This is a genomic window from Prosthecodimorpha staleyi (genome assembly GCF_018729455.1).
Lineage (GTDB): Bacteria > Pseudomonadota > Alphaproteobacteria > Rhizobiales > Ancalomicrobiaceae > Prosthecodimorpha > Prosthecodimorpha staleyi.
Genome location: NZ_JAHHZF010000006.1, coordinates 134,942 through 161,052, shown reverse-complemented (window position 1 = coordinate 161,052; position 26,111 = coordinate 134,942). Strand labels below are relative to the sequence as shown.

Genomic DNA, 26,111 nt, shown 5'->3' with positions numbered 1-26,111 from the left:
GAGCGCGTTGCGCGCCGGGGATGCGGCCCTGCGTGATGCGCCGGTGCCGCAGTCCCGGTGGGGCTGCGGCTCGGTCTGACCGCACCCGTTTGGTGGGTTCGACTTCACTTCACCCCTTCTGAACCGTCGTGACGACGGGCCTGGCCGGTCGAGGAAAATTGGCGGACCAGAAAGTCGCGCGACTTCAGTATGCAACGCCGATCTGCGCTCGGTGTCGGGTGGGCTGCTCAATCTCGTCGAGCACCGCTCGGGCAAAGTCGATGCCGCTGATTGCCGATCTGCCGTTCTCGTCGAACAACGCGACCTCGTCACCCACCCGGTAGCGACCGAGATCCTCGCCTGGCTGCCAAGCGGAAAATTCCATCGCTGGCGACACGAACAGCCAGTCCACGCCACTCTCATCCGCCAGGAGATTGTTCAGAACGTCCAGATTCTCCAGCGCTTCCGCGACGACCTCGGCCGGAACGTCGGCCGGGAAGCTCTCCGCCTCCAGCATGCGCGGTGCGCCCTCCGAGCGCCGCAAGCATGAGAAGCCGCCGACGAGAACGAGACGTGCGCCCGCTTCAACGGCTTTGCTGGCGAGGTCGGCATAGACCTTGGCGAGAGCGCCCTTGTTGGCACCACGCGGGGAGAACGCCCCGACGACAACATCCGCACCGGCAATCGACGCACCAGCATCCTCGACGCTGGATGCAACATAGCTGATGCCGGGGTTCGGTTCGGCTGGAACCGACCGGCTGACGGAGGTCACGCGGTGGCCGCGTTTCGCGGCTTCGCGTGCAATCGCTGATCCGGCATAGCCGGTCCCGCCAACGATGGTGATTGTCTTCGTGACCGTCATGGATATGCTCCTGATTTCTCTTAGATTTGCGACTTGAGACCCCTCGTGGGCCTTAAATGAGGTATCGCGTTAGACTGCGTCGAGCCGGCCCATCTCGCCGGACTGAAAGCGGTGGTAGGCACTGCGGATGCCGGCGGCGTCGTTCATGACGAAGGGGCCTTCGGCAAAAATCGGCTCATCAAGTGCCGGCCCGGAAAGCAGAAGGACATGCGCGACCCCGTCGGCCGTTCTGAGCCGGACCTCTCCGGCGCCAGAGAGCGCAATCGCGGTTTCTGACGACAAGCGATGCACCTGATCGTCAACCTTCAGGTCCATCTGTCCATCGAGCAGATAGATGACGCTGTTCTCGCCGCGCACGAGCTGATAGGTGACGTCAAAAACCAGAAACGCATCGAGTATGCGGTAGGGTTCGATCGGTTCTATGGGCGAAATGACATTCCCGTAACTGCCGACCAAAACGCGGATACGATCGCCAAACGGACTGCGCCATTCGGGAACATCACCGGGCAGCAGATACATCGTCTTGGGATCGGCGAGCTTGTTGCGCGCGCTGAGGTTGACGTAGATCTGTGCTCCGTGCAGTTCATTCCCGCGTACGGCCGGCACCTCTTGGTGCTGCGCCCCGCGCCCCGCCTGCAACCAGACAATGCCGCCAGGGCCGATCTCGAGATCATTTCCGAGCGAGTCGCGGCTGCGCAGGGCGACGTGCGAATCCTCGAACACATAGGTGATGGCAGAAAAGCCGGCGTGGGGATGGGGTCCGAAGGGCTGGCCGGACACACGGAAATTGTCGAGCAGGACGAGGGGTGATGCGAGGCCTTTCATCCGTCGGAGATCGATGGCGTTGACGGAGAAAATGCCGCCGTTGCTGTGTCGGCGCGCCTGGATAATTTCGGAAACGCGTATGGCCACGGATTTGCCTCTCGGTACGTGAGGGGCATTGTTCGCCATTGCCTGCCATCTGATAACCCTATATGTCTCGATATAAAGTATCTGGAATATAGATATATGCTCGATGGCTTCTCGCTCGATCAGTTGCGAACCTTCGTGGCTGCCGCCGATTCCGGCAGCTTTTCTGCCGCTGGGCGGCAATTGGGCCGAGCGCAGTCGGTCGTCAGCCAGGCCGTGGCCAATCTCGAAAGTCTGATCGGCGTCACCCTGTTCGATCGGAGCGGGCGGTATCCGGAGCTGACGGAGCAGGGGCGCGCACTGCTCGAGCAGGCGCGGGCCGTCACGAGCGCCATGGATCAGTTCAAGGCGCGGGCGCGAGGACTGGCGGGCGGCCTTGAACCCGCACTCAGCGTTGTCATCAACGTGCTTTTTCCGACCCGCGTACTCACGGAAGCCATTGCCGGCTTTCAGTCTCGCTTCCCGGACACGCCGTTGCGTATCTCGGTGGAGGGACTGGGCGCCGTTCTGGAACTGGTGCTCGACAAGACATGCGCCTTCGGCATACGCGGCCCTGTCGGTGGCGCCCACCCTGATCTCAGTAGCGAGTATCTGTTGCAAATCGGATATCAGATGGTGGCGGCCCCCAGTCACCCGCTCGCACATTGCCGGGGACCGATTTCGACCAGAACGCTTGCGAACCATGTGCAACTGGTTCTCTCTGACCGCTCCCGGCTCACAGAGGACAAGGATTTCCGCGTCTTTTCGCCCAAAACCTGGCGACTCTACGATCTCGGCGCCAAGCACGCCCTGCTGAAAGCCGGGCTCGGTTGGGGCGGGATGCCGGTCGAAGTCATTCGAGATGATCTCGACCGGGGATTGCTCGTGCCGATTGAGATTGCGGACATGACCATTGCGTCGACGATCGCAATGTCGGCGATTTATAGGACCGATACGCCCCCAGGTCCGGCCGGACGGGGACTTATCGACGAGCTTGTGAAAGCATCGTCGCGCACGATCGGTGTCTGACTGAGCTGAGACTGCCAAGACCCGCGCAGGACGGGTTCGGACTGACCTTGTCCCGTGGTTGCCCTCGTTCACAATCGGACTCTGTTCTGGTCCTGGCCCATCGCCAGCGCGGCGACCAGGCGCCGAGGCGATGGCCCCCGTCGCCCATGAATGGATGGTCGGTCTGCCGGCCGATGAACGGCGTCTCCTCGTCGAACTCGGCAGGAACGTGATCCGGACGTTCCGCTGAGGGACGGCGGGAAGTCGTCCTCGGCCGGGCGCCGACCAAAGACCCTGCGGCGCGCGGTCCCGCCGGATCGGCACCTGTTGATCCCCATGCCCTGGCATGCGACCCTTCAATCGGTTGAATTCGGGCTGGGCAGCCGTCGACAGAAGCGGCGCCGGGGAGCATGCCATGGTGTCGGCCAACACGCCGGCCGAAAGGTCGGCCAGCAAGCCGGCCGCTGCGTCGACAGTAGGGTCGGCCTCGGTGTCGGCGAAATCCCATGTGCTGGAGCTCGAGCGCGTTGCGCGCGGGGATGCGAGCCTGCGGGATGCACCGGTGCTGCAATCCTGGCTGCGCTGCCTGAACGACTACCGGCTCGATCCGGCCCAGGCGCAGCAGGCCTATATCGTCCCGGAAACGCAGCTGAAGGAGCATCGCCAGCAGGCGCAGGACCTGATCCGGATCGGCCGGTCGGCGCTCGAAGGCCTGTTCCGCCATGTCATGGACCAGCACTATGTCCTGCTCCTGTCGGATGCGCGCGGCGTGACGGTCGACTTTCTCGGCGATCCGACCTTCGACAACCATCTGCGCCGGGCCGGGCTCTATCTCGGCTCGGAATGGTCGGAGAGCCGCGCGGGCACCTGCGCGGTCGGGGCCTGCATCGTCTCCGGCGATCCGGTCGTGATCCACCAGGACGACCATTTCGACACCAGCCATATCGGCCTGACCTGCTCGGCCGCGCCGGTCTTCGACACGCTCGGCGACCTGACGGCGGTGGTCGACATCTCGCAGCTGCGCTCGCCGACCGCCAAGGCGAGCCAGCAGCTGGCCCAGCATCTGGTCACCGAGACGGCGCGGCGGATCGAGCTCGCCAACCTGATGGCGCGCACCCGGCAGGACTGGATCCTGCGCCTGTCGCGCTCGCCCGAATTCCTCGATGTCGATCCGGAGGCGGCCCTGTCGATCGACGGGGCGGGCCGCATCTCCGGCATGACCCATGGCGGCCTGCGCGCCCTATCGCGCCTGCTCGGCCTGCGCGCCGGCGAGACGCGCGCCCTGATCGGGCAGCCGGTCTCCCGGCTCCTGGAGCTGGAGGTCGACGACCTGCCGCGCCTGATGCGCGGCCAGCCGAGCGGCGAGCGAATCGTGCGCACCCGCGCCAGCGCGGCGCTGTTTGCGAGCGCGGTCGCCCCGGTGGCGAGCTTCCGCGGTACCGCCGTGCCGGTCAGCCGGGTGCCGCGGCCGCTGCGCGAACTGGGCTTCGGCGATCCGGCCATGGAAGCCGTGCAGCTGCGCGCCATGAAGCTCGCCCCGCGCGACATTCCGATCCTGATCCAGGGCGAGACCGGCACCGGCAAGGAATATCTCGCCCGCGCCATCCACGACAGCCGGCCGCAGCCGGGCCGCTTCGTCGCGGTCAATTGCGCGGCGATCCCCGAGAGCCTGATCGAATCCGAGCTGTTCGGCTATGCGCCGGGTGCCTTCACGGGCGCGGCGCCGCGCGGCAAGACCGGACTGATCGAGGCGGCCGACGGCGGCACGCTGTTCCTGGACGAGATCGGCGACATGCCGCTCGGCCTGCAGGCCCGGCTCCTGCGCGTGCTGGCGGAAGGGGAGGTGACGCCGGTCGGCGCGCATCGGGCGAAGCCCGTGCATTTCCGGCTGATCTCGGCGTCCCATCACCGGCTCGATCGCCGCGTCGCGGCCGGGCGCTTCCGGCAGGATCTCTACTACCGGCTCAACGCCGCGACGCTCGCCCTGCCGCCCTTGCGCGAGCGGCAGGATTTCGATGCCGTCACCGACCACCTGCTGCGGCGGGCCGCGGAGGAGCAGGGCGGGGCGCTGCGCCTTTCGCCGGCCGCCCGGCTCGCCCTGCGCGCCCATGACTGGCCGGGCAACCTGCGCGAACTCGCCAACGTGCTGCGCGTCGCCGCCGCGCTGGCAGATGGCGGCGAGGTCCGCCCGGAGGATCTGCCGGACATGCTCACCGGTGCGCCCGGTCTCGGCGCCGCGGCGGCGGACCGCAGCGGAACGGATCGAGACGGGATGGACCGAAGCGGGCCGCGCCGAAGCGGGACCCGCGACAATGGAACGGCCGCCTTGCCGCCGCTGCGCAAGGCCGGTGCGGACCTGCGCGCCGACCTCGCCGCCTGCGGCGGCAACGTCTCCGAACTGGCCCGCCGGCTCGGCGTCGACCGCACCACCATCCACCGCCGCCTGCGCCGCCTCGCGGCGGATTGAGCCACGCCGGCCGCATCTCGCCGTGCGCCATGCCCGGCGACGGGCGTCACCCGCCGTAGATGGTCCGGTACTGGTCGCGCAGCACGTTCTTCTGCACCTTGCCCATCGTGTTGCGCGGCAGGTCGTCGACGAAGAAGACGCGTTTGGGCTGCTTGAACCGGGCCAGCCGATCGGCCAGCGCGGCCGTCACGGCGGCCTCGTCGACGCCGGCACCGGGCTCGCGCACGACCACGGCGGTGACGCCTTCGCCGAGATCGGGATGCGGCACGCCGATCACGGCGCTTTCGACCACACCGGCGATGGCGTCGATCTCGGTCTCGACCTCCTTCGGATAGACGTTGAAGCCGCCCGAAATGACCAGGTCCTTGCCGCGGCCGACGATGTGGACATAGCCGCGCTCGTCGATCTTGCCGAGATCGCCGGTGATGAAGAAGCCGTCGGGGCGGAACTCGGCCGCGGTCTTCTCCGGCATGCGCCAGTAGCCCTGGAACACGTTCGGGCCCTTGACCTCGATGACGCCGATCTCGCCCTGCGCCATGAGGCGGCCGGTCTCGGGGTCGGCGACGCGCAGATCGACGCCGGGCAGAGGCAGGCCGACGGTGCCGGCGATACGGTCGCCGTCATAGGGGTTGGAGGTGTTCATGTTGGTCTCGGTCATCCCGTAGCGCTCCAGGATGGCCTTGCCGGTCGCCGCCTCGAAGGCGCGGTGGGTCTCGGCCAGCAGCGGTGCCGAGCCGGAGACGAACAGGCGCATGCCGGCCGTCGAGGCGCGGGTGACGCCGGGATGCTGGCTGAGCCGGACATAGAAGGTCGGCACGCCCATCAGCGTCGTGGCGCGGGCGAAATAGCCGACGATCTGGTCGGCATCGAAGCGCGGCAGGAAGATCATCGAGGCGCCGGCCATCAGGATGATGTTCGAGGCCACGAACAATCCATGCGTGTGGTAGATCGGCAGGGCATGGATCAGCACGTCGTCGGCCGTGAAGCGCCAGGTGGCGACCAGCGTCTCGGCATTGGAGGCGAGGTTGCGGTGGCTCAGCATGGCGCCCTTGGAGCGCCCGGTCGTGCCGGAGGTATAGAGGATCGCGGCGAGATCGTCGTCGGCGCGCTCGACATCCTCGAACCGCTCGGAGGCCGCTCCCGCACCGGCCATGACGCTGCCGTCGCCCCGGGTGCCGAGCGTCTCGACCCGCGCCGCGCCGAGCCGGGCCGCCAGCGCCGTCATGGCCGCGGCGTCGGCGGGCCGGCAGACCACGATGGCCGGTTCCGCATCGCCGAGGAAATATTCGAGCTCGGCCAGCGTATAGGCGGTGTTGAGCGGCAGGAATACGCCCCCGGCCCGGATCGTGGCCAGATAGAGCATCAGCGCCTCGGGCGACTTCTCGACCTGCACGGCCACCCGGTCGCCGGGCTGCAGGCCCAGCGCCACGAGGTGGTTGGCGATCCGCGCCGTCGTCGCCCAGAGTTCGGCATAGGTGATCCGCCGGCCGTCGCCGGTCTCGATGAAGGTCTTTTCGGCGGGGGCGCCGAGGTGGCGGATCTGGGTGGCGAGATTGGTCATGGCAAGGATCCGGGAGGACGGCGGACGGGTTCGGCCGGCCGCGATTCATGAGAGTGATCGGCGGGGCTCAGGCAAGTTCGCGCGAGGACGTATCCCGCTTGAGGAGGGCGCGGACGGCGGAGGAGGCCGCGGTGGCGCCCTTGTCCGCATAGGCCTCGTGGTTCTCCTCGATCCGTTCGAGGTCGTAGAGATAGTTGACCATCAGCCCGTAGGCCTGGGCGAGGCCGCGCGGGCTGGTGTCGCCGATGAAGTCGATCTGTTCGAGCCGCGCGCCGTTGCCGAGATGGAAGCGGGCGACCGGATCGACCGGACGTCCCTTCGCGGTGCGCGCCTCCAGATAGTAGCGCGCGGCGGCGTGGCGCATGACCGGCTCGATCCGGTCGATGATCGCCTTGTCGAGATGCCAGCCGGGCCGGTCGAGCAGGTCGAGCGTCTGGCGGTCGGACGGGGACAGCGGGCTCGTCTCGGCATTGCGCTCGCAATCGAGCCAGGCGGCGAAGCCGGGCGCCGGCGAGAGGGTGACGAAGGTGGTCAGTTGCGGCAGGTCGCGCTTCAGTTCGTCGACCACCTGCTTGATCAGGAACGAGCCGAAGGAGATGCCGGCGAGGCCCTGCTGGCAGTTGGAGATCGAATAGAACACCGCCGTGGTCGCCTCCTTCGGCGCGAGCGGCTTGCGGTCGGCGGCGAGCAGCGGGCCGATGGCGGACGGAATGCCGGTGGTCAGCGCGATCTCGACGAAGATCAGGGGCTCGTCGGCGAGCTGCGGGTGGAAGAAGGCGTAGCAGCGCCGGTCGGCCGGCTCGATCCGGCGGCGCAGGTCGTCCCAGCCGTCGATCTCGTGGACGGCCTCGTATTCGATCAGCTTTTCCAGGATGTTGGCCGGGGTCGACCAGTCGATCCGGCGCACCACCAGGAAGCCGCGGTTGAACCAGGACGAGAACAGATGCACGAGGTCGATGTCGAGCACCTTCAGGTTCGGCTCGTCGCCCATCAGATCGAGCACGTCCTCGCGCATATGCACGAGCGCCAGGGTACCGCCGGGGGCGAGGTTGAGGCGGCGCAGCAATTCCTGCCGGCGCGGCTCTGCGGCGATGTGCAGTTCGCTGACCGCCGCCGGCGAGGGATCCGTCCGCCACGCTTCGACGGCGCGGGCGACGCGCTCCTCGTCCGGGCCGAAGCGCTCGACCAAGCCGGACAGGAAGCGGACCTTCTCCTCGGTGCCAAGCGCGTCGTAGCGCGCGATGATCTCCCGCGCGATGGCGACGCCGGAGGCCTCGCCGCGGTGGGAGACGAGATCGGCGGCGAGCGCGGCGATGTCGCCCCGCTCCGCCGTCGACCGCGGTTTCGGGCCGAGCCCGACCAGCCGCGAGGCGCGTTCGCTCACGGTCGCCAAAAGCTCGGCCATGTAGGTGATGTTCATCACGATCTTGCCCCCATGATCAGGTCCGGCAGCCATGTCGCGATGCCCGGCAGGAAGCACAGGATGATCACCGCGAGAGCCATCAGGAGGACATAGGGCAATGTCCCGTAGATGACGTCCTTCAGTGGAATATCCGGCGCGATGTTCTTGATCACGAAGATGTTCAGTCCGACCGGGGGATGGATCAGGCCCATCTCCATGACGATGGTCATCACCACGCCGAACCAGACCAGATCGAAGCCGGCGGCCTTGAGCGGCGGCAGGATGATCGGGGCGGTCATCAGGATGATCGAGACCGGCGGCAGGAAGAAGCCGAGCACCACGACCATCAGCAGGATGGCGGCGAGCAGCAGCCACTTGCCGAGCCCGAGCGCGACGATCGCCTGGGCGGCCGCCTGGCTGAGATGCAGGTAGCTCATCACGTAGGAATAGAGCAGCGACATGCCGATGATCATCATCAGCATGGTCGCCTCGCGGAGCGTCGCGGTCAGGATCGGCCCGAGATCGGTCGGGGTCCAGACCCGGTAGATGAGCGCGATCAGGATGAGGGCCAGGATGCCGCCGAGGCCGGCCGTCTCGGACGGTGTCGCATAGCCGCCATAGAGCGCGACCATGACGCCGGTCAGGAGGATCACGAAGGGCAGCACCCGCGGCAGGGTCGAGAAGCGCTCGACCATGGTCAGCTGCTCGCGCCTGAGGATCGCATGCGGCGTGCCGGCGCGCTCGTAGGCGGCCTTGGCGGCGGCATATTCGCGCCGGTAGCGATAGACCGCGTAGATCGTGAACAGGCCGACCAGCAGGAGGCCCGGGCCGATGCCGGCCAGGAACAGGCGCCCGAGCGACTGTTCGGCCGCGACCGCGAACAGGATCATGGTCACCGATGGCGGCAGCAGGATGCCGAGCGTGCCGCCGGCGGCGATGATGCCGGCCGCGAAGCCGCCCGAATAGCCGCGCTTGCGCATCTCCGGGATGCCGGCCGAGCCGATCGCCGAGCAGGTCGCCGGCGACGAGCCGGCCATGGCGGCGAAAACCGCGCAGGCGAAGACGTTGGCGATGCCGAGGCCGCCGGGGATCTGGTACATCCAGGCATGGATCGCCGAGTAGAGATCCTGGCCGGCCCGCGACCGGCCGATCGCCGCACCCTTCAGGATGAAGAGCGGGATCGACAGCAGCGTGATCGAGGCCATCTCCTCGTAGACATTCTGCGTGACCGTATCGAGGGATGCGGCCGGCATGAAGATGGCCATGAACACGACCGCCACGGCGCCGAGCGCGAAGGCGATCGGCATGCCGGAGAACATGACCGCCAGCGTGGCGCCGCCATAGAGGAGACCGAGCGACAGCGTGCTCATGCGCGCCCCCGATCGAACCAGAGGGCGACCTGCAGGGCGATCTGCAGGCACAGCAGGGCCATGCCGCCGGTCATCGCCGCATAGGGGATCCAGAGCGGCGGCGCCCAGGTCGAGGAGGTGACCTGGCCGTCGACCCAGGCCTCGTGCAGCAGCGTCCAGGACTTCCAGGCGAAGAAGGCGCAGAAGGCGAGGCTGGCCACATCGATGACCAGCCGGCGCAGCCGGTCGATGCCGGCCGGCAGGATCGATGCGAAGGCTTCGATGCCGATATGGCCACGCCGGGATTGCACATAGGCGGCGGACAGGAAGGTCGCGCCAACGAGCAGGAATACGGCCGCCTCGTCCTGCCAGTAGGTCGGCTGGTGCAGGAAATAGCGCACCACCACCGAATGGCTGAGGATCACGCAGGCGAGCACCAGCGCGATCGAGGCGGCGACCACGATCACGCCGTTGAGGAGGCCGAGTGCCCGCGCGACGAGCGCGAGCACCGGGTTGGACGGGGCCGGCAGGGACGCCGGTCCGGCGGCGGGGGCGTGGCTCATCAGGCGGAAACCTGCAGGGCCAGATCCATCAGCTTGGCGCAATTGGCGTTCTTGGCCGCGTAGTCCTTCCAGGCGGTGTCGCGCGCGATCGCCCGCCACTTGCCGACGACGGCATCGTCGAGATCGTAGATCTTGGCGCCGGCCTTGGCATAGACCTTGGCGACCGCCTCGTCGTCCTTCTGGGCTTCCGCCGTGCCGAAGGCCTCCATCTCGGCGCCGACCTCCATGATCAGCTTCTGCTGTTCCTTGGTCAGTCCGTCGAAGATCGTCTTCGACATCAGGAGCGGCTCGAACATGTACCAGTAGGCCTTGCCGCGCCCGGTGGTCAGATGCTTGGCGATCTCCTCCAGGCGGAACGAGATCAGGCTGGTCGAGGAGGTGATGCCGGCATCGCAGGCGCCGGTCTGCATGGCGGCATAGAGTTCGTTCGACGGCAGTGACAGCACGGCCGCGCCGGCCGCCTGCAGCACGAGGTCCATCTCGCGCGAGCCGCCGCGCACCTTCAGGCCCTTGGCGTCCTCCGGGTTGACCAGCGGCTTTTCGCGGCTGGCGACGCCGCCGGCCTGCCACATCCAGGTGACCACGACGATGCCCTTCTCGGCGAGAAGGTCGGTCAGCATCTTGCCGACCGGTGCGGTCTTCCAGGCCATGCCCTGCTTGTAGGAGGTGACCAGGCCCGGCATCAGGCCGATATTGGTCTCCGGCACCTCGCCGCCCGCATAGGAGAGCGGATAGAGCGACAGGTCGAGCGCGCCCTTGCGCATGGCGCTGAACTGGGCATTGGTCTTCATCAGCGACGAGCCGGCATAGACGTCGGCGCCGAGTTCGCCGTTCGAGCGCTTGGCGATTTCGGCGGCGAACTTGCGGCAGAGACGGTCGCGGAAGTCGCCGTCGTCGGTCGTACCGCCGGGGAACTGGTGTGAAATCTTGAGGCGGGCGGCGGCCCGGGCCGGACTCCACGGCAGGAGGGCGGCGGCCGGAGCGGCAGCGGCGAATTTCAGAAGGGAACGGCGGCTCGTGGTCATGGGGCGATCCTCTCTTGGTCCGTTTGGCTGTCCCTGCGCGGGCGCGGCTTGGAATGCCGCGTTCTTGGTCCGGCCCCCGGTTGGAGAACGGCGCAGTCAGCCCTAGGATGGCCGAAACCTTGTCACTGGTTGGACACAGGGTCAAGTCTCGTGTATACACAAATCAACGATAAGGATGCATGAGGCCGATCATGGTCAGCACAGCCCATCGCCTGCGCGACGAGATCGAGGGACTGATCGTGACCGGTGCGCTGGCGCCGGGCGAGAAGCTCGACGAGGTCCAACTCGCCAACCGCTTCGCCGTCTCGCGCACGCCGATCCGTGAGGCGCTGCAGCAGCTGGCGGCGGCCGGTTTCGTCGAAATCCGGCTTCGGCGCGGGGCGACGGTGGTGCGGATCGGGCCGGAGCGGCTGGTCGAGATGTTCGAGGTGATGGCGGAACTGGAGGCGATGTGCGCCCGCCTCGCCGCCCGCCGCCTGTCGGACGCCGACCGCGCCGCCCTGCTCGAAGCCCATGCCTCCTGCCGCGCCGCCGCCGAGCGCGAGGATCCGGACGCCTATTATTACGAAAACGAACGCTTCCACTATGCGCTCTACCGCGCGGCGCGCAACGGCGTGCTCGAGGAGGAGGCCCGGCGGATGCACGCAAGGCTGAAGCCCTATCGCCGCCTGCAGCTGCGCGTCCGCAACCGCGTCGGCGCCTCCTGGCGCGAGCATGACGGCATCGTCCAGGCGATCCTCGACGGCGATCCGGTCCAGGCCGCCGACCGCGCCCGCGCCCATGTCACCGTCCAGGGCGAACGCTTCGGCGACCTGATGGCCTCGCTGGCGCAATACAATCTGGCGGCGGAGTAGGGCGACGACGGATCCGATGCTGCCCGTAGACCGGGCATCAGGGTGCCGCAATCTCGCATACCCTGGGCGAGACCCCGATCGGAGACGCCCCGTGGCTGCCATCCTTGCCTTCGCGCCGCGCCGTCCCGCGCCCGTGCTGTCGGCTTCGGTGCGGGCGCAAATCGCAAGGCTCGGTGCGGACGCTCCCGAATATCCCTCGCTCCACGCCGTTCTGTCCGTACTGGACGGGCTGCCGCCCACATCGGCCTTCGCGGTCGAATTCGAGATCGGCGCGGCGATCCAATCGGGTTTTTTCGGCGCCGCGGCTGCATATGACCCGGCCGGCATGCGGCGGCTCCTCACCGCGAAGGTCGCAGGGCAACTGGAATCATCGCCGGAGCTCGGCTGGATCCTCCTTTTCCACCTGAACGGCCATATCCGGCAGGCTGTTCTCGAACGGCTTGACGGTCCGATGGTTTCGCCCTTCCGCGTCGCCGCGCTGGCGGTCCGGCTGAACGACTGGGCGGCACCGGTCCGGGCCGCCGCCGCCGCCGCCCTGCGGCGCTGCGGCGCGGCGACCGGCGCGCCCGTCATCGCCGCGGCCGCGCTGGCGCTGATCGAGCGCAGTCGTGTCTGGGGACGCTGGACGGCGACCGAACGGGCAGAGCTCGAAGCCCTCGTGGCGCGGCCGGATGTCGCCGCCGAACTCGGCGGTCTTCTCGGTGCGACCTCTTCCGGTGCCCCGCACCGGGTGTTGCGGATTGCCCTCCGCCAGGATGGCTTGGACGGCGCCCTGCCGGGTCTCGCCCGTTCGGCGGCGACCCCGGCCGTGCGTGCCCTGGCGCTCAAGACCCTGCTGGAGAGCCGCGCCGTCTGGCAGGCCGGGACGCGCGTGGAATGGATCGACAAGCGCTACGGCATCGCCCGCGCGGTTCCGATCTGGGCCGAGCGCCCGATCCGCCATGCCGAATCAATGCCGGACCTGATCGCGGCCGGTATCGCCGATCGGGCCGCCTCGGTGCGCAAGATCGCCGCCGACGGGCTGATCCTCCACGCGGCGGCACTCGGCCCGATCGAGCCCTTCGTCGCCCGCCTCCGGGCCGACCGCAACGCCGCCGTGCGCGACCGCGCCGCCTATCTCGACCGGCACTTTCCTTTCATCCCGGCCCCGGACGCCCTGGCCGGACCCGATCCTGCGCGTTGACCCCTGCCGGCGGAGCCGTTAGGTCTCGCACATCCGGCCGGCCGGTTCGTTCTGCGAATCCGGCCGTCCGCCATCCTGGTCCCGTCCGCCCACCGGTCCCCCGAATGTCCGATCTCGACCGCGCCCGTGCCGCGCTCCGCTCGATCTTCGGCTTCGAGGATTTCCGCCCGGGCCAGGACGAGATCCTGTCGGCGGTGCTCGACGGCGAGGATGTCTTCGCGGTCATGCCGACCGGCTCGGGCAAGTCGCTTTGCTACCAGCTGCCGGCCGTGCTCGGCGACGGGCTGACCATCGTGGTCTCGCCACTGATCGCGCTGATGGCCAACCAGGTCGCACAGCTGCGCGCCAACGGCATCAGCGCGGCCGCGCTCAATTCCAGCCTCACCTGGGACGAGACGCGCGCCTTGCGCGACGACGTGGCGGCCGGCCGGCTGAAGCTGCTCTATATCGCGCCCGAACGGCTGATGATGGCCGAGACCCAGCGTCTGCTGGCCGCCGCCGGCGTGGCGCGGCTCGCCGTCGACGAGGCGCATTGCATCTCCCAGTGGGGTCACGATTTCCGCAAGGAGTATCTGGCGCTCGGCGACATCCAGGAGGCGCTCGGCGCCCCGCAGGTGATCGCGCTGACCGCCACCGCCGACGTGGCGACGCGCTCCGACATCGTCGCGCGCCTGTTCCGGCGCGAGCCGCGCGTCTTCGTGCACGGCTTCGACCGGCCCAACATCCGGCTCGCCATCCGCCGCAAGGACGGCGCGGGCACGCAGATCGCCGCCTTCCTGGAAGAGCATCGCGGCGAGAGCGGCATCGTCTACTGCTCGACCCGCGCGCGCACCGAGGAGATGGCCGCCACGCTCGCCGGGCGCGGCTTCCGCGCCATCGCCTACCATGCCGGCATGGACATGGAGACGCGCGCCCGCAACCTCGACACCTTCCTGCAGGAGGACGGCGTCGTCGTGGTCGCCACCATCGCCTTCGGCATGGGCATCGACAAGCCGGACGTGCGCTTCGTCGCCCATGCCGACATGCCGAAAAGCGTCGAGGCCTACTACCAGGAGATCGGCCGCGCCGGCCGCGACGGCCTGCCGGCCGACACGCTGACCCTCTACGGCCTGGAGGACGTGAAGCGCTACCGGCAGTGGATCGACCAGAGCGAAGCCTCCGACGAACAGAAGCGCGTCGAGCACCAGCGCATCGGCGCGCTGGTCTCGCTGTGCGAGGCACCGCGCTGCCGGCGGCAGGCGCTGCTCGCCTATTTCGGCGACCGGTCCGAGCCCTGCGGCAATTGCGATGTCTGCCAGGACGGCATCGTCGGCGTCGACGGCACGGTCGCAGCCCAGAAGGCGCTGTCGGCCATGTACCGCACCGGCCAGCGCTTCGGCCGCGAGCACCTGATCGCCATCCTGACCGGCGACGCGACCGACCAGGTCACCGCGCGCGGTCACGACCGGCTGCCGACCTTCGGGGTCGGCCAGGAGTTCAGCAAGGTGCAGTGGCGGGCGATCTTTGCCCAGCTCTACGCCGCCGGCATCGCCGATATCGACATGACCGAGCACGGCCGCTGGTTCATCACCGAGGACGGTCGCGAGGTGCTGAAGGGCCGGCGCACGGTCGAACTGCGCCGCGACGCCGTCGAGGCACCGGCCAAGGGCAGCCGCAAGACCGCGCGCCGGCAGGCGACGGCGAGCGCGGGCGCGGAACTCGATGCCGACGGGCAGGCTCTGCTCGACCTGCTCAAGGCCGAGCGCACGCGGCTGGCGCGCGAACGCAACGTGCCGGCCTATGTCATCTTCCCCGACCGGACGCTGATCGACATGGCCGGCAAGCGGCCGGGAACCCGTGCCGAGATGGGCGCGGTGCACGGCATCGGCGCGGCCAAGCTGGCCGAGTTCGGCGATACCTTCCTGGCCATCCTGCGCGGCTTCGCCGACCGGGCGGCCTGAGCGGGAGGCGGCATGGAGACGGTCGACAGCCTCGTGGTCGGCGCCGGCGTGGTCGGCCTGGCCATCGCCCGCGCGCTGGCCACGGCCGGCCACGAGACCATCGTGATCGAGGCCGCCGACGCCATCGGGACGCAGACCTCCTCGCGCAACAGCGAGGTGATCCATGCCGGCATCTACTATCCGGCCGGCAGCCTGATGGCCCCGCTCTGCGTCGAAGGCCGCAAGGCGCTCTATGCCTATTGCGCCGCGCGCGGCGTGCCGCATCGCCGGTCGGGCAAGCTGATCGTCGCGGTGACGGCCGAGGAGGCAGCCCTCCTGGCGGCCATCCGGGCGCGCGCGGCCGCCAACGGCGCGTACGATCTGGAATTCGTCGACGGGCCGGCCGCCCGGGCGATTGAGCCGGCACTGGAGACCACCGTCGCGGCGTTGGTCTCGCCCTCGACCGGCATCGTCGACAGCCACGCCTATATGGCGGCTTTGCGCGACGACGCCGAGGCGGCGGGCGCCGTGTTTGCGTTCCTGTCGCCCTTCGAGGGCGCGCGGGTGGTCGCGGACGGCTTCGAGGTCGCGGTCGGCGGGGCGGAGCCGATGCGTCTCAAGGCGCGCCGCCTGGTTGTCGCCGCCGGCCTGCAGGCCTCCGATCTCGCCCGCCGCATCGAGGGGCTGCCGGCCCGCCATGTGCCCGAGACGCGCTATGCCAAGGGCAACTACTTCACCCTGACGGGCCGCGCGCCCTTCTCGCGGCTGATCTATCCGGTGCCGGTGCCGGGCGGGCTCGGCACGCATCTGACCCTCGACATGGCCGGCCAGGCCCGCTTCGGCCCGGATGTCGAATGGGTCGAGGCGCTCGACTACCGGGTCGATCCGTCCCGCGCCCCGGCCTTCGCGGCCGCGATCCGGCGCTATTGGCCGGCGCTGCCCGAGGACGCGCTCGCGCCCGGCTATGCCGGCATCCGGCCCAAATTGTCGCGCCCGGGCGAACCGGCCCGCGATTTCCTGATCGCCGGCCCGGCCGACCACGGCATCGCCGGCCTGTCCCTCCTGTTCGGCATCGAAAGCCCCGGCCTCACCGCGTCGCTGGCCGTCGCCGCGATGGTGGCCGGGCAGTTGGGTTGAGGGCCGTGCGGGGTGTTGAAGAACGCTTCGTGACCCGATCCGAAGCGGGCAACTCCAATCCTGTCATCCCCGGGCTTGTCCCGGGGATCCAGATTTCTCAAGAGCTTGGCCTTCGCACTGGATCCCCGGGACAAGCCCGGGGATGACAGAATGGCGGGTTCGGAGTGTCTTTCGGCAGTTGCCTAAAGCGTCATCGGCGAGAGCATGGCCGGGACGCCATCGAGGGGCCAGGGGCCGCGGACCATCCAGCCGCTGTCTTCGGGGATGATCTCGGCCGGCCGCCAGGCGAGGCGGTCGGGCGGGAAGTAGACTTCGATCCGGCTCGGGGGACCGTCCAGCCCCTGACCGCCCAACGCGGTGCCGAGTTCGGCCAGGATGGCGGCAAGCGACGGGATTGCCGGGCCGACGATGTCCAGGAGCCGCAGGCCCTTGCCGTCCGTCTCGATCGCCGCGACCACGCGCAGGGCTTCGAGCCAGGCGAGCGCGATCTGCGGCTCCTCCAGGGCCTTGAGCATGAAAAAGGGCCGATCGGCGAGGAGCCCGCACAAGTCCGAGACCGGCGCGCGGTCGCCGAACAGGGCGACCAGCCGCGCCGCATCGGCGTCGTCGGCGAGATCGAGCCGGCGCGCACCAAGGCCCGAGGCGGGGATCGGCGCTGGCGGCGAGCCCGCGAAGGCATGCTCGGCGATCGGCCGGAACCCGAAGGGGCGGTAGAGATCAGGCGTGGCGGTCGCCAGGATGACGAGGTCGGTCTCCCGGTCGCAATGGGCGAGCGCGCGGGCCATCAAGTCACGAAACAGGCCGCGGCCGCGCCGGTCCGGCCTTGTCGCGACCGAGACGATCGACCAGGGCGTGGCGGCTTTCCCCTGCAGCATCATGGGCTTCGGATGCGCGGTGACGTTGGCAACGCATGTCTCGCCTTCGAACCACGCGAAGGGCACCGAGCCTTCCTCCCAGCCGCCGAGCCGTTCGAGTGGCGCGATGTCGATGTCGAAGACGATGTTTAGCAGCGCGGCGACGGCCGCACGGGCGGCGGGATCGGCGGCGAAGCCGGTGCGAAGCGAGAGAGGCGCGGCGGGGGCTGTCATGTTGGCCGGCAGCAAGCCATGTTGACGGGACGCTGTGAAGACACGATCTGATCGGTTCCGACCCGTCCTTCGCGCGAGGCCCGATGCCGACCAACCCCTACTATGCCGGACCGCCCTCCGATCATTTCGACGGCACGCGCTTCTTCAGTCCTGGCCATCCCTTCAACAAGTCGCGCAAGGACCTGCTGAAATGGCAGTTCGGCGGCGGCAAGGTGGCCTGGCCGAAGGCCTATCCGGGCGAGCCCTTCGACGTGCCGCCGGCGCGGGTCGCCGGCTCCGGCCTGCGCGTCACCTCGATCGGCCATGCCTCGGTGCTGATCCAGACGGCGGGGCTGAACATCCTGATCGATCCGGTCTGGTCGGAGCGGGCGAGCCCGGTCGCCTGGGCCGGGCCGAAGCGGGTCAATCCGCCCGGCATCCGCTTCGAGGATCTGCCGCCGATCGACATCGTGCTGGTCAGCCACAATCACTACGACCACATGGATATCGCCACCCTGTCGCGCCTGCGCCGCCGGCACGGCTTCCGGCTGATCACCCCGCTCGGCAACGACCGCATCCTGACCGGCGCCGATTCCGAACTGACGGCCGAGACCCATGACTGGGGCGCGCGCGTGCCGCTCGGCGAGGGTCTCGCGGTCCATTTCCTGCCGTCGCATCATTGGTCGGCGCGCGGGCTCGGCGACCGGCTGATGGCGCTCTGGGCCGCCTTCATGATCGAGACGCCGGCCGGCGCCATCTACCACATCGCCGATACCGGCTACCGCGACGGCGCGCTGTTCCGCGAGGCCGGGCGGATGTTCCCGCATATCCGCCTGGCCATCCTGCCGATCGGCGCCTACGAGCCGCGCTGGTTCATGCGCGACCAGCACATCAACCCGGAGGAGGCCGTGCGCATCCTGCGCGACTGCGGCGCCGACTGGGCGCTCGCCCATCATTGGGGCACCTTCCGCCTGACCAACGAAGGCATTGACGAACCGCCGCGCGCCCTCGGCGAAGCCCTGGCGGCCGCCGGCATCGCGCCGGAGCGCTTCCGCGTGCAGAAGCCGGGCGGGGTGCTGGACCTGAGCGGGGATCCGGCCTAACGGGCGGCCGCCTATCGCGCCGTCTCGGGCGGCGCGGGCAACAGCGACAGCGCGACCAGGGCGAGGCCGGCGAAGACGGCGCTCGCCGCCAGCACGCCGCGCGCACCCGTCTCGACGAGCAACCCCGCAAAGGCCGGGGGCGCCGCGGCGATGATGATGTTGAGCGGCAGGGCGATCCGCGAGGTCGCGGTCGCGAAGGCGGCCTTGTCGTAATAGAGCAGCGGCAGGGTCGACCGCGTGACCGCCAGAAGGCCGCTCGCCATGCCGTAGACGATGACGAAGGCGGTCAGGACCGCCGCCCCGGCGCCGAACAGTCCGAGCATGATCATGGCGGACACCACCGCCACGGTGGCCAGCCGACAGAGCTGCGCCGCATTCAGCCTTTTGCCGAAGGCGAGATCGAGCGCCCGGGCCGCGACCTGGACGACGCCCATCGCGGAGGCGAGTGCGATCGCCTGCGCCTTCGGCAGGCCGAGCGTGGCGAAGAGCTGGATCGCGATGGCCGCGAAGCCGAAGGAGACGCAGCTGTTCAGCGCGATGCCGGCCGTCATCAGCAGGAACACTCTCGGCGAGGGCCGCTGGCCGGCGACGAGAGCCGCCTGATGGTCGGCCGCCGGCCGGGTCGAGCGGGCCAACCAGGCATAGACGGGGATGCACAGTCCGGCGATCAGGCCGGCCAGCACGAAACAGGTGGCGCGCCAGCCGGCATGGGCGCCAAGAGTGCCGGTGAGCGGCCAGAACAGGCTGCCGGACAGGCCGGTCATCACCATCAGCGTGGCGATGCCGGCCTTGGCCTCTCCGCCGCGCATCTGCGTCAGCGCGATATGGGCGGCCGTGGTCAGCGATGCGGCGCCGCCGCAGCCGAGTGCGGTCCAGCCGAGAAAGTAGCCGACCGGTCCGGTCGCAAAACCGAGGCTCGCCATGGCGAGCGCCATCACGGCGGCGCCGGCGGTCATCACCAGGCCGGCGCCGAAGCGCCGGAAGGCCGGCGCCAGGCCCGGCGCCGCGAAGGCCATGGCGGCGAACATGGCCGAGGGGCCGGCGAACACCGCGGCCAGATCCATGCCGAGAGCCGGCGCCAGATCGGGCGCGAGCACGGACGGAAAGCCCAGGCTGCCCCAGCCGACGATCTGCGCCGCGGCCAGGGCGACGAGCAGCGGCAGACCGTGCCGATCGAAACTCGCCCGAATGCCGGTCGCCATGGGCGTCACGCTGTCTTCAGCGTGCGCAGGAAGCCGATCACCGCATCCGCGAAGGCGTCGTTTCGGTCGCCGGCGACCATGTGGCCGGCGCCGGTCACGTCCGCGTAGGCCGCGGTGGGGACGAGCTCGCGGAAGGCTTGGGCATGCTCCTCCTGCAGGAGTTCGGAGCGGGCGCCGCGGACCAGCAGCATCGGGATCTGAGCCTTGACGACGGCGGCCTCGAGCCGGGCCTTGAAGGCCGGATCGTGCGAGGGGCCGGTCAGGAAGCGCGGATCCCAGTGCCAGCGCCAGCGGCCATCGGGGTGCAGGCGCAGGTTCTTCTTCAGGCCTTCGAGCGAGCGCGGCGGCTTGCGGTGCGGGAGATAGGCGGCCACCGCGGCGGCCGCCTCCTCGATCGAGCCGAAGCCCTCCGCGACCCGCTCGCCCATGAAGCCGAGGATACGGGCGACTCCGTCGAGATTGACCCGCGGCGCCACGTCGACCAGCACCAGGGCGCTGAGCACGCAAGGCTCGGTCTCGCCGGCCGCCAGCATGCCCGAGATGCCGCCGAGCGAGGCGCCGATGGCGATCGGCCGACGTCCGAAACGCGCCTCGATCTGGTGGGTGACCTCGATCAGGTCGCGCGCGCAATCGGGAAAGCCGTAGCGGCCGGAGGCCGGCCATTCGCTGTCGCCATGGCCGCGATGGTCGTAGGCGATCGCGGTGAAGCCCTCTTCGGCGACCCGCCGCTCGGTGCCGCGCCAGGCGTGCCGGGTCTGCCCGCCGCCATGGAGAAAGAGCGCGACCGGGGCATCCGCGGTCGCGGCCTCGTAGAGGTCGCCGATCAGGCGGTTGCCCTCGGAGCCGGTGAAGGCGATCGGGTGCGGGCGGGTCACGGCCGGTCGCCCAGGAAGGCGAGTACGCCCTCCTTGTAGGTCCGGTCGCCGACCGCCAGCATGTGGTCGCGGTCCGGAATATTCAGCACCTGCGCCTGCGGGATCAGGGCGGCGAGGTCCTCGACCGAGCCGGCCACGTCGTCCTTCGTGCCGACCGCGATCAGCACCGGCATCTTCAACTGCGCCAGCGCTTCGCGCGGCACCGGCTGGCGTGAGCCGCGCATGCAGGCGGCGAGCGCGCGCCGGTCGGAGCGGGTCTGGATGGCGAAGGCGCGGTAGGCGCGGCCCTTGGCGCTGGTGATGGAGGCTTCGTCCTCGGTCTCCAGGGCCTCCGCGATGGTCTCCTGGCCGCCGATGCCCTCGGTCATCGCCGAGGCGAGGCCGCCGAACACCACCGAGCGCACCCGCTCTGGATGGTCGATCGCCAGATAGGCGGCAATCCAGGCGCCCATCGAGTAGCCCATCACGTCGGCGGCTTCGATCTCCAGATGATCGAGCAGACGGACCATGTCCTCGGCCATCATGGTGCGCGAGTGGAAGGCGCGCGGATCGGTCGGCTTGCCGCTCTCGCCGTGGCCTCGGTTGTCGACCGCGATCACCCGGCGGCCGTTGCCGGCGAGCAGCTTGACCCAGCCCGGATAGACCCAGTTGACATGCGCGGTCGATGCGAAACCGTGGATCAGCAGGATCGGATCGCCGTCGCGCGGACCCTCGTCCAGATAGGCGATCGGGATCCCGTCGGAAAGAAAAGCATCCATGGCGGTGTTGCGGCGGCTCGTCTCGGGGGAAATCGGGGCGGTCTTCATCGCGCCGGACCATAGCGGGCCGGGAGCGGGGGGGAAAGGCGGCCGGCCGGATGGGAGATATCTGCAAGGGGGCGGGCCGATGCGGCGCCGGCGCGCGCCGGGGGGATGCCGGGCCGCTGTCCCGCAGGGGGGGCACTCGTCCCGCCGCTGTTCCGTCGGCGCCACGCTGCCAAGCCGGCTCGTTAAGGATTTGGCAGAAAACGTTAAGGATACCTTACCTGTTAACCAAGCTTTAACTATAGCGGCTCGAAATCGGATCTGCGGGGTAGGGAGCGGATTCGGTGAACACACACGTCAAGGAAGCTCAAGCCATCAGGTTCCGGGGGCGGTCCTTCATGGCCTTCGTGCTCGAGCCTGTCTTCCCGGTCGAGCCGTGGTGCCAGCAGCTGGCCGAATGGCTGACGCGCTCGCCGGGCTTCTTCGCCGGCAAGCCCGTCATCCTCGATGTCTCCGCTTGCTGTGAGCATATGCGCGATGTCGTTCTGATCGTCGGCAAGCTTGAGAAGCTCGGCATCCGCGTCATGGGCATCGACGGCGCCAAGCCGGAATGGCTCGGGCCGGGCCTGCCGCCGGCGGTGACCGGCGGTCGCAGCGCCAGCGCGGTCGAGGTGCCGGCCGCGGTCACCGGCGAGGCGCCCGCGCCGGCCCCGGCGGAGACCCGCCAGCAGAGCGGCAATCTGTTCATCGAGACGCCCGTCCGCTCCGGCCAGACCATCTATGCCGAGGGCGACGTGACCATCATCGGTTCGGTCGCCTCCGGCGCCGAGATCGTCGCCGGCGGTTCGATCCACGTCTACGGCGCGCTGCGCGGCCGGGCGGTAGCCGGGGCGACCGGAAATTCCAAGGCGCGCATCTTCGCGCGCCGATTCGAGGCCGAACTGGTCGCCATCGACGGTCTTTACCGGACCGCCGAAGACATGCCGGCGGGCCTCAGGGGCAAGGCTGTCCAGGCCTGGCTCCAGGACGACAAGATCGAGACTGCCGTTCTGGCGTGACATCGTTTTGGAAAGGGGTGCGACATGGGTACGGTTCTGGTTGTCACGTCGGGCAAGGGAGGCGTCGGCAAGACGACGTCCACGGCGGCACTGGGTGCGGCGCTCGCCCGGACGGGGCAGAACGTCATCGTGGTCGACTTCGACGTCGGCCTGCGCAATCTCGACCTCGTCATGGGGGCCGAGCGCCGGGTCGTCTACGATCTGGTCAACGTCGTCCGGGGTGACGCCAAGCTGCCGCAGGCGATCATCCGCGACAAGCGGATCGAGTCGCTCTACCTGCTGCCGGCCTCGCAGACGCGCGACAAGGATGCGCTGACCGAGGAAGGCGTCGAGGTGGTGATCCGGGCGCTGCGCCAGAGCTTCGACTGGGTCATCTGCGACAGCCCGGCCGGCATCGAACGCGGCGCGACGCTGGCCATGCGTCATGCCGATATCGCCGTGGTGGTGACCAACCCGGAGGTCTCCTCCGTCCGCGACTCCGACCGCATCATCGGCCTGCTCGATTCCAAGACCGTCAAGGCCGAGGCCGGCGAGCATATCGAGAAGCACCTGCTTCTGACCCGCTACGACCCGGTCCGGGCCGAGCGCGGCGAGATGCTGAAGGTCGACGACGTGCTCGACATTCTGGCCATCCCGCTGATCGGCATCGTTCCGGAAAGCGAGGAGGTGCTGCGCGCCTCCAACCTCGGCGCCCCGGTGACCATCGCCAACCCGCTCTCCGCCGCCGCCCGTGCCTATGCGGATGCGGCCCGCAGGCTGTGCGGCGAAGCCGTTCCGATGACCATCCCGTCGGATCGCAAGGGACTGTTCGGCAAGCTGTTCGGGAGGAAGGCGGCATGAGCCTGTTCAATCTGTTCCGCAAGTCGAACGCGGCGCCGGTCGCCCGGGAAAGGCTGCAAATCCTGCTGGCGCACGAGCGCGCCTCGCTCGGCACCCGGCACAATCTGGTCTACGAACTGCGCGAGGAGATCCTCGCCGTCATCGCCAAGCATGTCGCGATCGATCGCGACAAGGTCCAGGTCCGCATGGAGCGCGGCCAGGGCCTCTCGACACTGGAAATCGAGGTCGAGATCCCGATGCCGGCGCTGACCGGCACCGCGGCCTGACGGGCGCGGCGCCGGCCCGACCGGCCGCAGGAACCGACTGTCGAAGACTGCGGACGGCCCGGAGCGATCCGGGCCGTTTCGCGTCGTGGCTCCCCACCCGGATGCCGCGGCGCATCCGGCTCGACGCCGCTGATGGCGATGGTAGTCCATATCGTGGATCGTTTCGACGCTTCCCGGGACACAGACCTGCCTCTACGCAGTGTTGACGCGGCGCGGGCAGCTTGGGCAGATGCGCGCGGTTTCCAGTAAGACTGATCCATAATATGGACCCCAAGGAGCGCCCCATGACGTCTCAAGCCCCTGTCGCCGTCATCACCGGCGCCGCATCCGGAATCGGTCTCGCCACCGTTCGCGCCTTGCTGGCGGCCGGCTGGAGGGTCGGCGGCATCGACCGGGACGCGGACGCGGTCGCGCGCGCCAATCTGGAATTCGGGGCGCAGGGCACCGCCGTCTTCCGGGCGGCCGACATCACCGACGAGGCAGCGGTCGACGAGGCGGTCGCCGGGTTCGAGGCCGATCTCGGGCCGCTCAAGGGCCTGGTCAACTCCGCGGGCATCGGCCGCGACACGTCCTTCTTCGAGACCACCCCGGCCATGTTCCGGCAGATCTACGAGGTCAACGTGATCGGCTCCTTCATCGTCGCCAAGGCGGTGGCGGCGGCGATGCGCCGGACCGGCGGTGGTGCGATCGTCAACATCGCCTCGGTCTCCGGCCTGCCCGGCAATATCGGCCGCTCCGCCTACGGTTCCTCGAAGGGGGCGGTGATCACGCTGACCCGGATCATGGCGGTGGAACTCGGCCGCTACGGCATCCGGGTCAACGCCGTCGCGCCGGGGCCGATCGAGACGCCGATGGTGCAGGCCCACCACACGCCTGCGGTGCGCCAGGAATGGAACGACCGCGTGCTCCTGCGCCGCTATGGCACCGCGGAAGAGATCGCCGAGGCCAATGTCTTCCTGCTCGACGAGGCGCGGTCGGCCTATATCACCGGTCAGATCCTGGCCGTCGACGGCGGCTTCACCACGGGTGGCCTGCTCGGCCTCGATCGCGCCTGAGGGCCCGCGCCTGACTGCTTGTCTCAGTCCGGCGTGCGCCGCCAGCAGGCGGGCAGGGCGAGCGGCGGCCGGGATGCGATGTTCGGGGCGTCCGGTGGCGGCGGCCCGAAATCGCCGTCCCCCAGCCGGTCGCGCCGCAGGAAGGTGAACTCCATGAGGCGGGGGATCTCGTAGGCGCCGAGAGCATGGACCGGCCCGGCGTTGTTGGGGTGCAGATGCACCACCGCATGCCCGGCCGTCAGCCGGTCGAAGAAGCGCCGATAGGCGCCGATGCGGTTTTGCATCAGGATCCGCGTCAGCCAGTGCACCTCGAGGGTGATGATCCGGAAGCGCGCCAGGACGTCATCCGGCAGGGCCTCGATGGCGGCGAATTCGCCACCCTCGATATCCATCTTCAGGATCAGATCCCCGGTCTTGGGGAAGCCGTCGGCCGCCAGGCGCGCGATCGTCACCTCTCGATCGTTGTCGACCCGGCCGACATTGCGGGCGACGAAGCGGAAGCCGGGATGGATACGCGGCAGGCCGGCGACGGTGCCGTCCGCCAGCGTGACCGGGATGCCGCGTTCGGCGATTTCGAACTCGAAGTCGATATTGCGGCCGACGCCGAGGCCGAGGCAACCGATGACCCCGTCGAGATCGTCGGGCAGGATGTAGCCGCCATCCCCGTGCGGGCCGAATCGCACCAGGCGATGGCCGGCCGGCACGGACCGGAGCGGCGCGATCAGGGCTTCGATCTCGTCGACGGTGACCTCCGGCGGGGCTGGCATCTCCGGCCCTTGCATCGGGGCGGGCCGCGGCGCGGGCGCGGCGAAGGCCGGCTGCAGGAAGGCCGGGAAAGTGTCGGGGTCGGGCGCCGGGGGCAGGGCCGCAGCGGCGATCTTGGGGGCGGGCGTCGTCTCGGTGGCCGGCATGGTCTTCGAGGCCTGCGCCGTCTTTGGGGCCAGCCCCGTTTTCGCGGTCGGCCCCGTCTCCGGGGCCAGCACCGTCTTGGGGCCGCGGCCGGGCCGGCCGGTGCCGGCCGTCGGCTTGCGGGCCTGTCCACGGGGCGGGCGGGCGCCCGTGCGGGACGCGCGGGTCCAGCGTCGGAACAGGCGCCTGAAGAATTTCAGCATGAGGGATGTCCGATGGTCTGCGGGCTCGGGATGCTCAAGCCGGTTGCGGCGACGGGCCGTCGCGGGGGGAAGAAGATTGGCATGAAGGCGGCGTCCGTCTATTGGTGCTGCCCCGAACCAACCCCTCGCGAACCGAACCGGACGCCACCATGACCGAAGAGACCCCGGCCGAGAAGCCGCCGCTGCCCGACCATCTCTCCACCGATCCGCGCAGCCCGCATTTCAACGGCGATGTTCTGCGCCATCCGGTCGGCATCCGCTTCAACGGCGTCGAGAAGACCAATGTCGAGGAATACTGCGTCAGCGAGGGCTGGATCCGCGTGCCGGCCGGGCCGGCGAAGGATCGCTACGGCAATCCGATGACCCTGAAGCTGAAGGGCACCGTCGAGCCCTATTATCGGGAAGCCTGACCGGCGCGACCGGGCCCGTCAGCGGCCGTGGAAGACCGGCTTGCGCTTTTCCAGAAAGGCCGTGCGGCCCTCCGCGAAGTCGGCCGAGTTGAAGCAGGCGTCGGCCAGCGCCAGTACGGCGGCCGGATCGGGCGCCGCCCGGTCGCCCGGGGCCAGGGCCGCCGCCGCCTCGGCGGCGCGGAG

At 69.3% G+C, this 26,111-nt stretch carries 24 protein-coding genes; 12 read left to right on the top strand and 12 right to left on the bottom strand.

The window, feature by feature from the left end:
• Positions 1-184: 184 nt before the first annotated feature.
• Both KL771_RS13495 and KL771_RS13490 read right to left on the bottom strand, forming a co-directional pair.
• The gene (locus KL771_RS13495; RefSeq protein WP_261969075.1) at positions 185-841 is read right to left on the bottom strand and encodes an NAD(P)-dependent oxidoreductase; all 657 of its coding nucleotides are present in this window, start codon (positions 839-841) and stop codon (positions 185-187) included.
• Between the two features lie 69 nt (positions 842-910).
• Positions 911-1,753: a pirin family protein gene (locus KL771_RS13490; RefSeq protein WP_261969074.1), complete on the bottom strand. Its 843-nt coding sequence runs from the start codon at positions 1,751-1,753 to the stop codon at positions 911-913.
• A 96-nt stretch (positions 1,754-1,849) separates the two neighbouring features.
• Here KL771_RS13490 and KL771_RS13485 point away from each other — a divergent pair, with 96 nt between their 5' ends.
• Together KL771_RS13485 and KL771_RS13480 are read left to right on the top strand one after the other, a co-directional pair.
• Positions 1,850-2,758: a LysR family transcriptional regulator gene (locus tag KL771_RS13485; RefSeq protein ID WP_261969073.1), complete on the top strand. Its 909-nt coding sequence runs from the start codon at positions 1,850-1,852 to the stop codon at positions 2,756-2,758.
• A gap of 394 nt (positions 2,759-3,152) precedes the next feature.
• Positions 3,153-5,204: a sigma-54-dependent Fis family transcriptional regulator gene (locus KL771_RS13480; RefSeq protein ID WP_261969072.1), complete on the top strand. Its 2,052-nt coding sequence runs from the start codon at positions 3,153-3,155 to the stop codon at positions 5,202-5,204.
• 46 nt (positions 5,205-5,250) lie between these two features.
• On the opposite strand, the gene KL771_RS13475 is transcribed toward KL771_RS13480, so the two are convergent.
• From KL771_RS13475 to dctP, 5 genes are all read right to left on the bottom strand, one after another.
• Positions 5,251-6,765 (bottom strand): malonate--CoA ligase, encoded by a 1,515-nt coding sequence (locus KL771_RS13475; RefSeq protein WP_261969071.1) that lies wholly within the window; start codon positions 6,763-6,765, stop codon positions 5,251-5,253.
• A 67-nt stretch (positions 6,766-6,832) separates the two neighbouring features.
• Positions 6,833-8,221 carry a malonyl-CoA decarboxylase gene (locus KL771_RS13470; RefSeq protein WP_261969070.1) on the bottom strand — a complete coding sequence of 463 codons (1,389 nt, stop codon included), beginning with the start codon at positions 8,219-8,221 and terminating at the stop codon, positions 6,833-6,835.
• Positions 8,185-9,537, bottom strand: a complete 1,353-nt coding sequence (locus KL771_RS13465; protein ID WP_261969069.1) for a TRAP transporter large permease — start codon at positions 9,535-9,537, stop codon at positions 8,185-8,187. Before KL771_RS13465 ends, KL771_RS13470 begins: the two co-directional genes overlap by 37 nt.
• Positions 9,534-10,079: a TRAP transporter small permease gene (locus tag KL771_RS13460; protein WP_261969068.1), complete on the bottom strand. Its 546-nt coding sequence runs from the start codon at positions 10,077-10,079 to the stop codon at positions 9,534-9,536. Before KL771_RS13460 ends, KL771_RS13465 begins: the two co-directional genes overlap by 4 nt.
• A complete protein-coding gene (gene dctP, locus KL771_RS13455; protein ID WP_261969067.1) occupies positions 10,079-11,104 on the bottom strand; it encodes a TRAP transporter substrate-binding protein DctP in 1,026 nt (341 codons plus the stop codon). Before dctP ends, KL771_RS13460 begins: the two co-directional genes overlap by 1 nt.
• Positions 11,105-11,295: 191 nt before the next feature.
• Here dctP and KL771_RS13450 point away from each other — a divergent pair, with 191 nt between their 5' ends.
• The 4 genes from KL771_RS13450 (at position 11,296) to KL771_RS13435 (ending at position 16,197) form a co-directional block, all read left to right on the top strand.
• Positions 11,296-11,958, top strand: coding sequence for a GntR family transcriptional regulator (locus KL771_RS13450; protein WP_261969066.1), 663 nt, complete (start codon positions 11,296-11,298; stop codon positions 11,956-11,958).
• A 91-nt stretch (positions 11,959-12,049) separates the two neighbouring features.
• Entirely contained in the window at positions 12,050-13,141 is a 1,092-nt protein-coding gene (locus KL771_RS13445; protein ID WP_261969065.1) for a hypothetical protein, read from the top strand.
• A 104-nt stretch (positions 13,142-13,245) separates the two neighbouring features.
• Positions 13,246-15,081: a DNA helicase RecQ gene (gene recQ, locus KL771_RS13440; RefSeq protein WP_261969064.1), complete on the top strand. Its 1,836-nt coding sequence runs from the start codon at positions 13,246-13,248 to the stop codon at positions 15,079-15,081.
• Positions 15,082-15,093: 12 nt separating this feature from the next.
• Entirely contained in the window at positions 15,094-16,197 is a 1,104-nt protein-coding gene (locus KL771_RS13435; protein WP_261969063.1) for an NAD(P)/FAD-dependent oxidoreductase, read from the top strand.
• Between the two features lie 182 nt (positions 16,198-16,379).
• Here KL771_RS13435 and KL771_RS13430 read toward each other — a convergent pair whose 3' ends face one another.
• The gene (locus KL771_RS13430) at positions 16,380-17,285 is read right to left on the bottom strand and encodes a GNAT family N-acetyltransferase (RefSeq protein WP_261969062.1); all 906 of its coding nucleotides are present in this window, start codon (positions 17,283-17,285) and stop codon (positions 16,380-16,382) included.
• A gap of 83 nt (positions 17,286-17,368) precedes the next feature.
• On the opposite strand from KL771_RS13430, the gene KL771_RS13425 reads away from it, so the two are divergent.
• Positions 17,369-18,367, top strand: coding sequence for an MBL fold metallo-hydrolase (locus tag KL771_RS13425; protein WP_261969061.1), 999 nt, complete (start codon positions 17,369-17,371; stop codon positions 18,365-18,367).
• 11 nt (positions 18,368-18,378) lie between these two features.
• On the opposite strand, the gene KL771_RS13420 is transcribed toward KL771_RS13425, so the two are convergent.
• Genes KL771_RS13420 through KL771_RS13410 form a run of 3 tightly spaced genes read right to left on the bottom strand, consistent with a single transcriptional unit; the run spans position 18,379 to position 21,202 of the window.
• Positions 18,379-19,569: an MFS transporter gene (locus tag KL771_RS13420; RefSeq protein ID WP_261969060.1), complete on the bottom strand. Its 1,191-nt coding sequence runs from the start codon at positions 19,567-19,569 to the stop codon at positions 18,379-18,381.
• A gap of 5 nt (positions 19,570-19,574) precedes the next feature.
• Positions 19,575-20,444 (bottom strand): alpha/beta fold hydrolase, encoded by an 870-nt coding sequence (locus KL771_RS13415; protein WP_261969059.1) that lies wholly within the window; start codon positions 20,442-20,444, stop codon positions 19,575-19,577.
• On the bottom strand, positions 20,441-21,202 hold the full coding sequence (locus tag KL771_RS13410; protein ID WP_261969058.1) for an alpha/beta fold hydrolase: 762 nt from the start codon (positions 21,200-21,202) through the stop codon (positions 20,441-20,443). Before KL771_RS13410 ends, KL771_RS13415 begins: the two co-directional genes overlap by 4 nt.
• 383 nt (positions 21,203-21,585) lie before the next feature.
• On the opposite strand from KL771_RS13410, the gene minC reads away from it, so the two are divergent.
• The 4 genes from minC (at position 21,586) to KL771_RS13390 (ending at position 24,406) form a co-directional block, all read left to right on the top strand.
• On the top strand, positions 21,586-22,245 hold the full coding sequence (gene minC, locus KL771_RS13405; protein ID WP_390866825.1) for a septum site-determining protein MinC: 660 nt from the start codon (positions 21,586-21,588) through the stop codon (positions 22,243-22,245).
• A gap of 24 nt (positions 22,246-22,269) precedes the next feature.
• On the top strand, positions 22,270-23,085 hold the full coding sequence (gene minD / locus KL771_RS13400; RefSeq protein ID WP_054357767.1) for a septum site-determining protein MinD: 816 nt from the start codon (positions 22,270-22,272) through the stop codon (positions 23,083-23,085).
• Positions 23,082-23,351, top strand: a complete 270-nt coding sequence (minE, locus tag KL771_RS13395; protein WP_054357766.1) for a cell division topological specificity factor MinE — start codon at positions 23,082-23,084, stop codon at positions 23,349-23,351. Before minD ends, minE begins: the two co-directional genes overlap by 4 nt.
• A 284-nt stretch (positions 23,352-23,635) precedes the next feature.
• The gene (locus KL771_RS13390; protein ID WP_261969056.1) at positions 23,636-24,406 is read left to right on the top strand and encodes an SDR family NAD(P)-dependent oxidoreductase; all 771 of its coding nucleotides are present in this window, start codon (positions 23,636-23,638) and stop codon (positions 24,404-24,406) included.
• Between the two features lie 23 nt (positions 24,407-24,429).
• Here KL771_RS13390 and KL771_RS13385 read toward each other — a convergent pair whose 3' ends face one another.
• Complete coding sequence (locus KL771_RS13385) at positions 24,430-25,518, bottom strand: FkbM family methyltransferase (RefSeq protein WP_261969055.1); 1,089 nt, start codon at positions 25,516-25,518, stop codon at positions 24,430-24,432.
• Between the two features lie 149 nt (positions 25,519-25,667).
• Between KL771_RS13385 and KL771_RS13380 the strand changes: the two genes are divergently transcribed.
• Positions 25,668-25,928 (top strand): DUF3297 family protein, encoded by a 261-nt coding sequence (locus KL771_RS13380; RefSeq protein WP_261969054.1) that lies wholly within the window; start codon positions 25,668-25,670, stop codon positions 25,926-25,928.
• Positions 25,929-26,111: the final 183 nt, after the last annotated feature.

Coding starts and splice junctions, on each gene's coding strand:
- KL771_RS13385 (WP_261969055.1), bottom strand. CDS start 25,518: ATGCTGAAATTCTTCAGGCGCCTGTTCCGACGCTGGACCCGCGCGTCC.
- KL771_RS13435 (WP_261969063.1), top strand. CDS start 15,094: ATGGAGACGGTCGACAGCCTCGTGGTCGGCGCCGGCGTGGTCGGCCTG.
- minD (WP_054357767.1), top strand. CDS start 22,270: ATGGGTACGGTTCTGGTTGTCACGTCGGGCAAGGGAGGCGTCGGCAAG.
- minC (WP_390866825.1), top strand. CDS start 21,586: ATGGCCTTCGTGCTCGAGCCTGTCTTCCCGGTCGAGCCGTGGTGCCAG.
- KL771_RS13390 (WP_261969056.1), top strand. CDS start 23,636: ATGACGTCTCAAGCCCCTGTCGCCGTCATCACCGGCGCCGCATCCGGA.
- KL771_RS13485 (WP_261969073.1), top strand. CDS start 1,850: ATGCTCGATGGCTTCTCGCTCGATCAGTTGCGAACCTTCGTGGCTGCC.
- KL771_RS13495 (WP_261969075.1), bottom strand. CDS start 841: ATGACGGTCACGAAGACAATCACCATCGTTGGCGGGACCGGCTATGCC.
- KL771_RS13480 (WP_261969072.1), top strand. CDS start 3,153: ATGGTGTCGGCCAACACGCCGGCCGAAAGGTCGGCCAGCAAGCCGGCC.
- recQ (WP_261969064.1), top strand. CDS start 13,246: ATGTCCGATCTCGACCGCGCCCGTGCCGCGCTCCGCTCGATCTTCGGC.
- KL771_RS13410 (WP_261969058.1), bottom strand. CDS start 21,202: ATGGATGCTTTTCTTTCCGACGGGATCCCGATCGCCTATCTGGACGAG.
- KL771_RS13465 (WP_261969069.1), bottom strand. CDS start 9,537: ATGAGCACGCTGTCGCTCGGTCTCCTCTATGGCGGCGCCACGCTGGCG.
- KL771_RS13450 (WP_261969066.1), top strand. CDS start 11,296: ATGGTCAGCACAGCCCATCGCCTGCGCGACGAGATCGAGGGACTGATC.
- KL771_RS13470 (WP_261969070.1), bottom strand. CDS start 8,221: ATGGCTGCCGGACCTGATCATGGGGGCAAGATCGTGATGAACATCACC.
- dctP (WP_261969067.1), bottom strand. CDS start 11,104: ATGACCACGAGCCGCCGTTCCCTTCTGAAATTCGCCGCTGCCGCTCCG.
- KL771_RS13475 (WP_261969071.1), bottom strand. CDS start 6,765: ATGACCAATCTCGCCACCCAGATCCGCCACCTCGGCGCCCCCGCCGAA.
- KL771_RS13460 (WP_261969068.1), bottom strand. CDS start 10,079: ATGAGCCACGCCCCCGCCGCCGGACCGGCGTCCCTGCCGGCCCCGTCC.
- minE (WP_054357766.1), top strand. CDS start 23,082: ATGAGCCTGTTCAATCTGTTCCGCAAGTCGAACGCGGCGCCGGTCGCC.
- KL771_RS13425 (WP_261969061.1), top strand. CDS start 17,369: ATGCCGACCAACCCCTACTATGCCGGACCGCCCTCCGATCATTTCGAC.
- KL771_RS13430 (WP_261969062.1), bottom strand. CDS start 17,285: ATGACAGCCCCCGCCGCGCCTCTCTCGCTTCGCACCGGCTTCGCCGCC.
- KL771_RS13420 (WP_261969060.1), bottom strand. CDS start 19,569: ATGGCGACCGGCATTCGGGCGAGTTTCGATCGGCACGGTCTGCCGCTG.
- KL771_RS13380 (WP_261969054.1), top strand. CDS start 25,668: ATGACCGAAGAGACCCCGGCCGAGAAGCCGCCGCTGCCCGACCATCTC.